The sequence below is a fragment of the Anoxybacillus dikiliensis genome, from assembly GCF_050613275.1.
In the GTDB taxonomy this organism is placed as follows: domain Bacteria; phylum Bacillota; class Bacilli; order Bacillales; family Anoxybacillaceae; genus Anoxybacillus.
The window spans coordinates 1227521-1239765 of the sequence record NZ_CP187112.1 but is presented as its reverse complement, the minus strand read 5'-3'; the positions used below and the strand labels follow the sequence as shown (position 1 = coordinate 1239765).

The 12245-nt window shown below is 40.8% G+C and carries 10 protein-coding genes; all 10 read right to left on the bottom strand.

Annotation, left to right across the window (positions count from 1 at the left end; all coding sequences use genetic code 11):
• Positions 1-5 precede the first annotated feature (5 nt).
• The 10 genes from mutS to rny all read right to left on the bottom strand — a co-directional run bounded on the left by mutS (position 6) and on the right by rny (position 12118).
• Complete coding sequence (gene mutS / locus ACPF7I_RS06565; RefSeq protein ID WP_430744199.1) at positions 6-2570, bottom strand: DNA mismatch repair protein MutS; 2565 nt, start codon at positions 2568-2570, stop codon at positions 6-8.
• A gap of 70 nt (positions 2571-2640) precedes the next feature.
• Positions 2641-3177 (bottom strand): outer spore coat protein CotE, encoded by a 537-nt coding sequence (locus ACPF7I_RS06560; RefSeq protein WP_430744200.1) that lies wholly within the window; start codon positions 3175-3177, stop codon positions 2641-2643.
• Between the two features lie 158 nt (positions 3178-3335).
• Complete coding sequence (locus ACPF7I_RS06555; RefSeq protein WP_043968219.1) at positions 3336-3767, bottom strand: RicAFT regulatory complex protein RicA family protein; 432 nt, start codon at positions 3765-3767, stop codon at positions 3336-3338.
• A 1-nt stretch (position 3768) separates the two neighbouring features.
• Complete coding sequence (gene miaB / locus ACPF7I_RS06550; protein WP_430744201.1) at positions 3769-5349, bottom strand: tRNA (N6-isopentenyl adenosine(37)-C2)-methylthiotransferase MiaB; 1581 nt, start codon at positions 5347-5349, stop codon at positions 3769-3771.
• A gap of 119 nt (positions 5350-5468) precedes the next feature.
• Positions 5469-6335 (bottom strand): 2-oxoacid:ferredoxin oxidoreductase subunit beta, encoded by an 867-nt coding sequence (locus ACPF7I_RS06545; protein ID WP_021094607.1) that lies wholly within the window; start codon positions 6333-6335, stop codon positions 5469-5471.
• A 2-nt stretch (positions 6336-6337) separates the two neighbouring features.
• Positions 6338-8074, bottom strand: a complete 1737-nt coding sequence (locus tag ACPF7I_RS06540; protein ID WP_430744202.1) for a 2-oxoacid:acceptor oxidoreductase subunit alpha — start codon at positions 8072-8074, stop codon at positions 6338-6340.
• 199 nt (positions 8075-8273) lie between these two features.
• The gene (locus tag ACPF7I_RS06535) at positions 8274-9233 is read right to left on the bottom strand and encodes a dipeptidase (RefSeq protein WP_430744203.1); all 960 of its coding nucleotides are present in this window, start codon (positions 9231-9233) and stop codon (positions 8274-8276) included.
• Positions 9234-9281: 48 nt separating this feature from the next.
• The gene (spoVS, locus tag ACPF7I_RS06530) at positions 9282-9542 is read right to left on the bottom strand and encodes a stage V sporulation protein SpoVS (protein WP_003181955.1); all 261 of its coding nucleotides are present in this window, start codon (positions 9540-9542) and stop codon (positions 9282-9284) included.
• A gap of 125 nt (positions 9543-9667) precedes the next feature.
• Complete coding sequence (locus ACPF7I_RS06525; RefSeq protein WP_430744204.1) at positions 9668-10462, bottom strand: TIGR00282 family metallophosphoesterase; 795 nt, start codon at positions 10460-10462, stop codon at positions 9668-9670.
• A gap of 99 nt (positions 10463-10561) precedes the next feature.
• Positions 10562-12118 (bottom strand): ribonuclease Y, encoded by a 1557-nt coding sequence (gene rny, locus ACPF7I_RS06520; protein WP_021094603.1) that lies wholly within the window; start codon positions 12116-12118, stop codon positions 10562-10564.
• Positions 12119-12245: the final 127 nt, after the last annotated feature.

The window sequence follows — 12245 nt, the reverse complement described above, 5'->3', positions numbered from 1 at the left end:
TCCTTTCATTTTAATAGCTTTTGAATTTCATATAGTTTATTCATCGCTTCAAGCGGTGTCATATCAAGCAACTGAAGAGACTGAATGCGCTTGATCACTTCCTTTTCTTTTTTAGATACGCTCGAACGCTCTTCGTGGTGTTGCTCCTCAAATATGCTCAACTGCTCAAACGCTTCTCTATTTTCTTTCATCACGCCTGTCGAATTTGTTTCAAATTCACGTAAAATTTGTTCCGCTCTTTGAATCAAGTCAAACGGTAACTTCGCTAACTGGGCTACATGAATACCATAGCTTTTATCCGCTGGTCCTTCTTTAATTTTATGCAAAAAGATGACAGTTCCATTTTCTTCAATTGCACTAACATGAACGTTTTTTAAACGCGGCAATTGCTGTTCAAGCGCTGTTAATTCATGATAATGGGTACTAAATAACGTTTTTGCACCAATGCGATCGTGAATGTATTCGATCATTGCTTGAGCAAGCGCCATCCCATCATATGTGGATGTTCCACGTCCAATTTCATCAAATAAAATGAGGCTGTTTTGTGTCGCATGGACGATCGCATGACGCGCTTCTAACATTTCCACCATAAATGTGCTTTGTCCTGCGACTAAATCGTCAGCCGCCCCGATACGCGTAAACACTTGATCAAAAATCGGTAATATCGCTTCTTGCGCTGGAACAAAACATCCAATTTGCGCCATAATAGCTGTTAAGGCGATTTGACGCATATATGTGCTTTTCCCAGACATATTTGGACCTGTAATGAGAAGTATTTCTCGTTCCGCATCCATATAACAGTCATTTGGAACGTAGACATTCGATCCTAGCACTTTCTCCACAACAGGATGTCGCCCGTGTTGAATGACAAGACGGCGATCATAAGAAAACTTCGGTTTACAGTAGTTATATTTTTCACTGACAGTAGCAAAACATTGTAAAACATCTAGTTGACTTATATATTTCGCTAATTTTTGTAAACGAACAATATATTGCTTCACCTGTTCACGAATAGAAACAAACAGTTCGTATTCTAGTTCCATACTTTTTTCTTCTGCTTCTAAAATGAGCGCTTCTTTTTCTTTCAACTCTTTCGTCACAAATCGTTCGGCGTTAGCTAACGTTTGTTTGCGTTCATATCGTCCTTCTGGCAACAAATGCAAATTTGCTTTTGTTACTTCGATGTAATATCCAAACACTCGATTGTAACCAATCTTTAACGACTTAATTCCTGTTAACTCCCGCTCTTTCGCTTCTAACTGCGCAATCCATGTTTTTCCGTTTCGACTAGCATCCCGAAAGCGATCTAACGTTTCATTATAACCATCTTTAATAATTCCACCCTCTTTCACAGAAAGCGGCGGATTTTCTTCAATCGCCTCTTCTAACAATTGAACAAGGTCCTCGCATGCATCTAAACGTTGTGCAAATGATTGAATATGCTCGTCACGCATGTTCATAAGAAGGGTAGAAATGAACGGCACTTGCTTTAACGATTTTTTCAATTGAATGAGATCGCGTGCATTTACATTTCCAAATGCCACACGCCCAGCGAGTCTCTCTAAATCATATACACCGCGCAAATATTCGCGTAATTCTTGTCGCTCGAAATAATGCATGAGCAGTTGTTCAACGATGTGTAACCGCTGCTCAATTTTTTCACGATCTAACAACGGACGGTCAATCCATTGTTTAAGCAATCGTCCCCCCATCGCTGTCATCGTTTCATCAAGAAGCCAGAAAAGAGAGCCCGCTTTCCCTTTCGTTCGAATCGTTTCTGTTAACTCTAAATTTCGTTTGGAATACACATCGATTTTCATATGTTCATCAACTTCATACAACTCTACAGGCTGTAAATGGGCTAAATTCCTTTTTTGCGTTTTAATTAAATAATTTAATAACCTTCCAAACGTCACAAGTAATTTTTCTTGTTTCAAATGAGAAACAATCGATTCACAAGAAGAGGGGATCATTGTTTCATCTTCACACGAAATGGTAAGAGCATATCGCTCCTTCAGAGATTGACATTGTTCTCTGTACTCGGTCGCGACAACGATTTCTTTTGTGCCAATCGAGTAAATTTCATTGAATACATCTTCAAATGAATGAAGCATCGTCATCCGACTTTCCCCTGTTGTTAAGTCAGCATAAGCAAAACCATACGTACCATCTTCAAATGATGTTAGTGAGGCTAAATAGTTGTTCGCTTTCTCTTCCAGTTGCTTTCCTTCCATCACTGTTCCGGGAGTAATGAGTTGCACAACTTCTCGCCGCACGACCCCTTTGGCTGTTTTTGGATCTTCGACTTGTTCACAAATCGCAACTTTATACCCTTTCTCAATTAAACGCTCGATGTACATGGCAGCCGAATGATAAGGCACACCGCACATCGGCACTCGCTCTTCCCCGCCACCATCGCGGCTTGTCAAAGTAATTTCTAACTCTTGTGACGCTTTAATCGCATCTTCAAAAAACATTTCATAAAAATCGCCGAGACGAAAAAACAAAAATGCATCTTTATATTGTGACTTAATTGTTAAATATTGCTGAATCATTGGTGTATAAGTCATAATTTTTCCTCCAACGCCCAAAATATTGACTTCAATTATTATAAAATAAAAACTAGGAAGAATAAACTTCCTAGTTTTTATTGCTTTCTTCTTGAAGAAGCTCTTCATCTAACTGTTCTAATTCCGCGTCAATGTCTTCATCCACTTCGTCTGGTGACGTATCAACTACTGCAATACGAACCTTTGTTTCTCCGATGACTTCTGCTACAAATTCCCGCTCCACTTCAACAGTTACTTTATTCCCTGTTGGGGCAATTGTGCATTCTAAGCAATTTGGCTGTTGAACAACGCGCGCAATCACTTCTTGTTCTTCACTAATAAGTTCTTCATTACGATACTTTAATGGAATGACATCTGTGTACGATACCGTTTCTGTCAACACTTCCGTTTTCGTATTATCGTTGTACGAATACCAAACGTTCACATCATACTTTCCGTGAATTTCAACACTACGATCCACCTTTTTTGCTTCGTATCGATGATTAATAATCCAGCAACCGAGTACGCTCGTCGGACGATGTTGCGCGGAAACAGTATGGGTCGATTGCGTAAACTTTCGCCCTTTCCCTACAACTGCCTTTGTAATAATTTCTCTGTATTGGGACATGAAACAAACCCTCCTCAAAAATGCATTGTTCATTTTATCCTATGCACAGGAAACATAAAAGTGTACATAAAAAAACAATCATTCCGTATAGTTCATTGTATGCAACCCCTTCGAAATATGTGCGAAAAATAAAAAAGAGCCCATATAAAATGGACTCTTTAATGACAATGACCGCAATGGCTATGTTTCACTTGAGCACCTGTTTCTCCACGTAACACATCGCCACCTGTTGATGTAATAATTTCATCTGTCACCGTTTTTGAAATTGTGGATGCAACGAGTTGCAATAAATCGTTAATTTCTACTTGCGATTGTTTAAATTGTTCTACAATTGGAATGTCTGATAGCTGTTCGTAAATCTCGTCAATTTCTGCTTCTACTTTTTTTAGCGCTTCGATTTTCCCATAATGTTGTAAGTTGACAGCTTGTTTTTGTAACGATTTAATTTTAGCAATCATCGTGCGCACTTTTTCATTTTCATGAATTTTTGCTTCTGCTTGTTTAAAAATCTCCACTTCTTCTGTTTCAGCAATCATTTTAGCCAATTCTTTTGCTTTCTGTACGATGTCATCTTTCGTATATTTCGCCACGTTATTTCACCTCAATCGCTTCTTCTACCATTTCTCCGTTTAACGTCCACGTTTTCGCTTCAGTAATTCGCACCTTTACAAGTTGACCAATCGCAGACTTTGGACCAATGAAATTGACAAGCTTGTTTTTGCGCGTATATCCCGCAAGAACATCCGGATTGTTTTTGCTTTCCCCTTCTACTAATACTTCGACAACTTGTCCTTCATATTCCTTCATTTTCTTTGCGGAAATTTCGTTTACTAATGCATTTAATCGTTGTAAACGTTCTTTTTTCACTTCCATCGGAACGTTGTCAACCATTTTCGCTGCTGGCGTTCCTTCACGTGGCGAGTAAATGAACGTAAATGCTGAATCAAATTCCACTTCCCGATAGAGCGACAACGTTTCTTCAAATTGCTCATCCGTCTCATTCGGGAATCCGACAATGATGTCCGTTGTGAGCGCGACACCTGGAATGGCTTCTTTAATTTTACGAACAAGCTCCAAATATTGTTCACGCGTATATTTACGCGCCATCAATTTTAACACTTCACTACTTCCAGACTGTACAGGCAAGTGAATGTGTTCAACTAAATTCCCACCTTTTGCCAACACTTCGATTAAACGGTCATCAAAATCGCGCGGATGACTTGTAGTGAAACGAATGCGTGGAATATCAATTTTGCGTAATTCATCCATTAAATCACCGAGACCATATTTCATATCGGTAAAGTCTTTTCCATACGCATTCACATTTTGTCCTAAAAGAGTAATTTCTTTATATCCTTGTGCAGCTAAGTGACGCACTTCTTGGATAATATCTTCTGGACGGCGGCTGCGCTCTTTACCACGTGTATATGGAACAATACAGTACGTACAAAACTTATCGCAACCGTACATAATGTTAACCCATGCTTTAATATTTCCTTTTCGTACTTTTGGTAAATTCTCAATGACATCGCCTTCTTTTGACCATACTTCAACAACCATTTCTTTTGACATGTACGCTTCTTTCAAAATATACGGAAGACGATGAATATTGTGCGTACCAAAAATCATATCAACGTATTGGAATTGTTTTAAAATTTTATTAACAACTGATTCTTCTTGTGACATACAGCCACATACCCCAAGCAATAAGTCAGGGTTGCTTTGTTTCAATGGCTTTAAGTGGCCAATCTCTCCGAATACTTTGTTTTCCGCGTTTTCACGAATCGCACATGTATTTAATAAAATGACATTTGCATCTTCTGGACGATCCGTCGGCTCATAACCAAGTGCCATAAAAATACCAGCCATCACTTCTGTGTCATGCTCGTTCATTTGACAGCCATACGTACGAATGTAAAATTTGCGGCCATTCCCCATCCCGCGAAATTCTTCAGGAATAGAAAAATCTTTATGATATTTCACTTCCTCTTTTCCACGTTTTTTTGCTTCTTTCAAAGATGGGGGAACAAATACAGTTGAAAAATATTTTTCATAGTCCTGGCTCGTTTTTTGCTTCAGACGCTGTAAATTTTCATCCAAACCGGATTTTTTGTCCGTTGGATGCTCTGTTTCAATTTGTGCTGTGTACTGTAAACGTTGTTTTTCGTTCATCGTTATTCTCCTTTCTTTTGTTTATCAATGCACACTAACATAGTATATTATTTTCAGGACTTTTAAACAATGTTTTTTCCATGAAAAAGAGGATGGCCTCCACCACCCTCTTTTCTGTCTTACATAAACTCTGCAACGAGTTGGTCAAATTTTTCTTTACTAATTGTTAAATCTGCTTCAGTTAGTGGTTTTTCGCTATAACCTGGCACAAGATCTTGATATGATTTGCGCTCTTTATTTTGATAAATAAGCCCTGTCACAAGCCCTTTATGTTTCATTAACGTTTGCATCGCCATTTCGCGATTAGACGGATCGTATCCTTCAATTGAACTTAAGCTCGTTAAATTATCTTTAAACCAATCATATGTGTTCACTTTATTGTATGTGACGCAAGGGCTAAATACGTTAATGAGTGAGAATCCTTTATGCTTCATGCCCTCTTCAATTAATTGCGTCAACTCTTTTAAATCGCTAGAAAAGCTTTGAGCGACGAATGTTGCCCCTGCTGTTAATGCCATTTCCATAATCGACAATGCTGGCTCAACTGACCCTTGTGGCGTACTCTTCGTTTTAAAGCCAACCTCACTTCGCGGTGATGTTTGACCTTTTGTTAAACCGTAAATTTGGTTATCCATAACGATGTACGTAATGTCGATGTTACGTCGAATAGCATGAATGGTATGCCCCATTCCGATCGCAAATCCGTCACCATCGCCACCAGCAGCAATAACAGTCAAATCGCGATTTGCCATTTTTACCCCTTGAGCAATTGGAAGCGCTCGGCCGTGAACACCATGGAAGCCATATGAGTTAATGTAACCAGAAATACGACCGGAACAACCGATACCAGATACAACAACTAGTTCGTGTGGTTCAAGTCCGACATTGGCAGCTGCGCGTTGGATAGCCGCTTGCACAGAAAAGTCGCCACAACCTGGACACCAGTTCGGTTTAATATTATTACGGAAATCTTTAAATGTCGCCATGTTTAAAACAACTCCTTGCATTTTGTATAAACTTCGTGCGGTAAGAACGGGTTGCCATCATACTTCAACACGTTAAATACTTTCTCAGCATGTCCAACGTTCATTTTTAGAATGTTGGCAAGTTGTCCTGTTGCGTTATTTTCAACAACAACAACTTTTTTCGCTGATTGCACAAGCGGCAACATTTCTTCCGTCGGGAACGGATGAATAAGACGAATGTGGGCGTGATTCACTTTTATACCATCGCGCTCTAAACGTTCCATCGCCTCCTCAATCGCCCCACGCGTCGAGTTAAACCCAACGATCAATAAATCCGCATCTTCATGTTGCACATGTTTATGAACTGGTGTAGGGAATTGGATGTGTTTTAGCTTCCGTAAACGTTTATCCATTTGCGCAATACGATTCGCTGCTACTTCGGATGGACGACCTGTTTCATCGTGCTCAACACCTGTCACATGGTGAATGCCGTTTTTCATTCCCGGCAATACACGAGGTGACACGCCATCTTCTGTCACTTCATATCGCTTGAAGCAACCTTTATCTGGAATTTCAGGTAGTTCTCCTGTGACAAGCTTGCCGCGACGAATGTCAATTTTGTCGTACTCGAGCGGCTCTACTGTTTGCTTTCCTAACGAAAGCTGTAAGTCTGTTAAAACGATAACTGGGCATTGATACTCTTCCGCAATGTTAAACGCTTCGACCATATCGTAAAACGCTTCTTGTACAGTGCTTGGAGCAATGACTACTTTCGGAATCTCACCATGTGTGCCGTAAATCATTGCCATTAAATCTGACTGCTCTTGTTTCGTCGGTAAACCTGTGCTCGGACCACCGCGTTGCGTATCAACGATAACGATTGGCGTTTCTGTAATCCCAGCTAATCCAATCGCTTCCATCATAAGCGAAAGACCCGGCCCAGCAGAAGCAGTTAACGTGCGTACCCCTGCGTAGTTTGCACCGATAGCCATTGTACACGCTGCAATTTCATCTTCTGTTTGAATGACTGTACCACCGAACTGCGGAAGCTTTTTAATTAAATATTCCATAATCTCAGAAGCCGGCGTAATTGGATAAGCGGCCATGAAGCGCGCGCCACCAGCTAGTGCACCGAGCGCGATGGCGTCATTCCCAATCATAAACATTCTCTTTTTGCCGTCCGCTTTTTCAAGTTGCATTAATTGAATGTTTTCACCGAGCTGTTCACGCATAAACTGAGCGCCCGCTCTGATTGCTTCCATGTTTTTTGCAACAACTTGTTCACCTTTGCGACCGAAAATCTCCTGAACGACCCCTTCGTATACACTAATGTCAAGACCGAGTACTGCGCTTGAAGCTCCGACTGCAACCATGTTTTTCATTAACGCCGTCCCTAGCTCTGTTGCAATATCAGTAAATGGAACCGCATACAACGTAGCTCTTGACTCGTCTGGAATCGTCGGATTAAACTTCGCATCCGCAATAACGATCCCGCCTTGACGCAACTCATGAAAGTTGAAATCAATCGTCTCCTGGTCAAAAGCTACTAATATATCAAGATCATCGGCAATTGAACGAACTTGTGTCGTGCTAACACGAATTTTATTGTTCGTGTGACCACCTTTAATTCGAGATGAAAAGTGGCGATAACCGTATAAATAGTAGCCTAGTCGGTTGAGCGCAATGGAGAATATCTCCCCCGTACTTTCAATACCTTCCCCTTGTTGTCCTCCAACTTTCCACGAAAGTTGACTAATCATGTCTTACACCCCTTTAAAGTTCCATCAATTGTAACATTACATTGTACGATTATAAGTGTAGCACTTTTCCAAGAAAAGCTCTACCATTTCACATTGATTTTTTTCGAAAAATTTCATATACTAAACGCTTTCATTCTAGCCCTATTGAAAAGAAATTGCAACATATTTGTTACAAAAATGTGAATTTTTCTTCCGACTTTTATTGTGGGATTCGCTCATAAAAATTGCAAAACAAAAATTTTTTTACCTGCTCCTCTTTAAAATGCTTTAACAATTCGTCGATAAAATGTGTGTAGTGCGCAACGTTTCCTAATTGTTCGACCGTTTCAAAAATACCATCAAAGTCAGATCCGAACCCGATATGGTTTTCTCCACCCAACGAACAAATATGATCAATATGACGGAGCACATCTGTTACTGTCGTTGTCCGGACATCATGACGCAAAAATTGCGGAACAAACGTCACACCGATGACTCCATTTTTCTTAATGAGCGCTTGAATTTGATCATCGCGCAAATTGCGAGGATGCGGACAAAGCGTATATGCATTCGAATGTGAAGCAATCGGGTAATGAGCCAATTCAATGACATCCCAAAACGCTCGTTCACTTAAATGAGATACATCTGTCCAACACTGTTGTTCATTTAATAATTGAACGACTTCTTTTCCGAATCTCGTCAACCCTCCCCCACGTTGCTCTAAGGCACCGTCTGCTACCATATTCGCATCATTCCACGTTAAACCAACAGAGCGAACACCGAGGCGAAGAAGTGTGCGCAATTGCGTTAAACTTTCTCCTATCGCTTCACATCCTTCTAATGTGAGCATCGCTCCAATTTCATTCGGTTGTAGTTGATCGATTTCTTTTTTTGAGCGAACAACTTTCATATTCGGTTGCGACACAATTTTCTCGTAAAAATAATCAATCATCTCTAACGCGACAAAAAAGCGTGACTCTGGTCTGACATGTTTCGGAATATAAATCGCAAATCCTTGTACAGTTACACCGGCCTGCTTCAATCCATCGTATGTGACATGTAGCGACGAACTCCGCTCAAACGATACATCTTGGTCACAAAATAGTTGATATAAAACGTCACAATGGGCGTCAAATATACGCACAACAACCCCTCCATACGAAAATTCGCTCTTCAGCATATGATAAAAATAACCTGTTTGCTATGTAAGCAAACAGGTTTATGTGTATTAACGCGGCTCAACAATAAGCTTAATTGCTGTCCGCTCTTCCCCGTCAATTTGAATGTCCGTAAACGCAGGAATACAAATGAGATCAACTCCGCTCGGTGCTACGAATCCTCGCGCGATCGCTACTGCCTTAACGGCCTGATTTAATGCACCTGCGCCAATGGCTTGAATTTCAGCTGCACCGCGTTCTCTTAACACGCCTGCAAGTGCACCAGCTACGGAATTAGGATTAGATTTTGCTGAAACTTTTAATATTTCCATTTCTAGCTCCTCCTCGTTTCTAACAATTGCTTGTAAAAAGTTGTACTGTTCATTATATATTCGTCCCTGTTTGCTCGTATTCCTGCTATGATATGTATTTTTTCAGAAAAATCTCAAAAGAGGAACTAGTCAAAATACGGATGATCGTCATTGATGATAATTCGTTGGATAGACCTCGTTTTTCCGCTTTTTTCGTCTATTTCAATGAGCACAGCATTCAATTGTGTTCGACCTGTCGTCACTTCAAATCGAACTGGAAGTCCTGTTAAAAATTTGCGTAATACAGCTTCGCGATCAACCCCTAAAATCCCGTCATAAGGACCCGTCATCCCGACATCAGTAATATATCCTGTTCCATTTGGCAAAATGCGTGAGTCAGCTGTTTGAACGTGTGTATGCGTCCCAACTACTGCGCTTACCCGACCATCTAAATACCATCCCATCGCTTGTTTCTCACTCGTTGCTTCTGCATGAAAATCAACGAGAATCAAAGGAGTTCGCGCAAGCGCCATCTCTACTAATTCATCCGCCTTTTTAAACGGGCAATCGATCGCTGGTAAAAATGTTCTTCCTTGTAAGCTAATGATCGCTACTTCATATCCTTCCACATGAACAAACACGATCCCTTTTCCAGGTGTACCTATTGGAAAATTGGCTGGACGAACGAGCACTTTCGCTTGATCAATAAATTCGAAAACTTCGCGATTATCCCACGCGTGATTGCCAAGGGTTACTACATGCACTCCTATCTCTACAAATCGACGATATATTTTTTCCGTAATCCCTTTTCCTCCCGCTGCATTTTCACCGTTCACAACAATGACATGGGGCTTATATTTTGCTTTCAGTTTCGGCACATATTCATCAATCATTTTTCGTCCCGGTTGTCCTACGACATCACCGATAAATAATATTTTCATCGTACTACCCTTTCTATGCTCATGATCTCTATTTTTCAGTTTCGCACAAAATAAAGCATTTATCAATACGAAAAAGCTACCCCGAATAAGGAGTAGCTTTTACTTTGCGTATTCAACAGCTCGTGTTTCGCGAATAACTGTGACTTTAATATGACCTGGGTAATCAAGCTCTTCTTCGATACGCTTGCGAATGTCACGGGCTAAACGATGCGCTTCCAAGTCATCAATTAGATCTGGCTTAACCATGATACGAATTTCACGTCCAGCTTGGATAGCATATGATTTTTCAACACCTTCATACGACTCGGCAATTTCTTCAAGCTTCTCAAGTCGACGAATGTAGTTTTCCAATGTCTCGCTACGAGCGCCTGGTCGAGCAGCAGATAAAGCGTCTGCAGCAGCGACAAGAACAGCGATAATCGACGTCGGTTCCGTATCGCCATGATGGGAAGCAATGCTGTTAATGACAACCGGATGCTCTTTATATTTCGTTGCGAGCTCTACCCCGATTTCGACATGGCTTCCTTCTACTTCATGGTCAACAGCTTTTCCGATGTCATGAAGGAGACCTGCTCGTCTTGCAAGCATTTCATCTTCCCCTAACTCAGCTGCCATTAACCCAGCTAAATATGCAACTTCCATCGAATGTTTAAGCACATTTTGTCCATAGCTTGTACGGAACTTCAAACGCCCTAAAATTTTAATTAAATCTGGATGCAATCCGTGGACACCAACTTCAAACGTCGTTTGTTCTCCCACTTCACGAATATGCTCATCCACTTCTCTTCTCGCCTTCTCGACCATCTCTTCAATTCGTGCTGGATGAATACGCCCGTCTTGAACGAGTTTATCCAGCGCGATACGCGCTGTTTCACGACGGATCGGATCAAATCCAGATAAAATGACCGCTTCCGGCGTATCATCAATGATAAGGTCAATACCTGTTAATGTCTCTAATGTACGAATGTTACGCCCTTCACGTCCAATAATTCGGCCTTTCATTTCGTCATTCGGCAAGTTCACAACAGATACAGTTGTTTCTGCTACATGATCAGCAGCACAACGTTGAATGGCAAGCGATAAAATTTCTTTTGCTTTTTTATCCGCTTCTTCTTTCGCTTTCGTTTCTGCTTCTTTAACCATGAGCGCAATTTCATGAGAAAGCTCTTTCTCTACACGCTCTAAAATGATTTGGCGTGCATCATCACGCGTCAAACTAGAGATGCGCTCTAGTTCAGCTTGTTCTTTTCGAACGAGTTCTTCCACTTTGCTTTCCATCTCTTCAATATGCTGTTGTCTTTCATTCAGAGAATTCTCTTTCTTTTCAAGCAATGCTTCTCGCTTGTTTAACGCTTCATCCTTTCGATCGAGATTCTCTTCCTTTTGCAACAAACGGTTTTCCTGTTTTTGTAACTCACTTCTTCGTTCGCGAATTTCTCGTTCTGCTTCAACGCGAAGTTTGTGAATCTCATCCTTTGCTTCAAGAAGCGCCTCTTTTTTCAATGCGTCTGCTTCTCGTTTCGCTTCTTCGATCATTTGTTTGGCAGCTGCTTGTGCACCACCAATTTTTGCCTCGGCAATGGATTTACGAACAAAAAAGCCAACAACTGCACCGACGACTAGGGCAAGCAAAGCGGAGATGATCGTTTCACCCATTGTCCTCACCTCCTCTTGCTATAAATTCGTTACTTCATCAATGTCGGCATGTACATTGCAACCATTCAACATACACTTCAAAATTGTCAAATATACATGTACATTTTAAAGGTGACCTTCCATATTG

Coding starts and splice junctions, on each gene's coding strand:
- ACPF7I_RS06560 (WP_430744200.1), bottom strand. CDS start 3,177: ATGTCCCAATACAGAGAAATTATTACAAAGGCAGTTGTAGGGAAAGGG.
- rny (WP_021094603.1), bottom strand. CDS start 12,118: ATGGGTGAAACGATCATCTCCGCTTTGCTTGCCCTAGTCGTCGGTGCA.
- miaB (WP_430744201.1), bottom strand. CDS start 5,349: ATGAACGAAAAACAACGTTTACAGTACACAGCACAAATTGAAACAGAG.
- ACPF7I_RS06525 (WP_430744204.1), bottom strand. CDS start 10,462: ATGAAAATATTATTTATCGGTGATGTCGTAGGACAACCGGGACGAAAA.
- ACPF7I_RS06535 (WP_430744203.1), bottom strand. CDS start 9,233: ATGCTGAAGAGCGAATTTTCGTATGGAGGGGTTGTTGTGCGTATATTT.
- ACPF7I_RS06545 (WP_021094607.1), bottom strand. CDS start 6,335: ATGGCGACATTTAAAGATTTCCGTAATAATATTAAACCGAACTGGTGT.
- spoVS (WP_003181955.1), bottom strand. CDS start 9,542: ATGGAAATATTAAAAGTTTCAGCAAAATCTAATCCTAATTCCGTAGCT.
- mutS (WP_430744199.1), bottom strand. CDS start 2,570: ATGACTTATACACCAATGATTCAGCAATATTTAACAATTAAGTCACAA.
- ACPF7I_RS06540 (WP_430744202.1), bottom strand. CDS start 8,074: ATGATTAGTCAACTTTCGTGGAAAGTTGGAGGACAACAAGGGGAAGGT.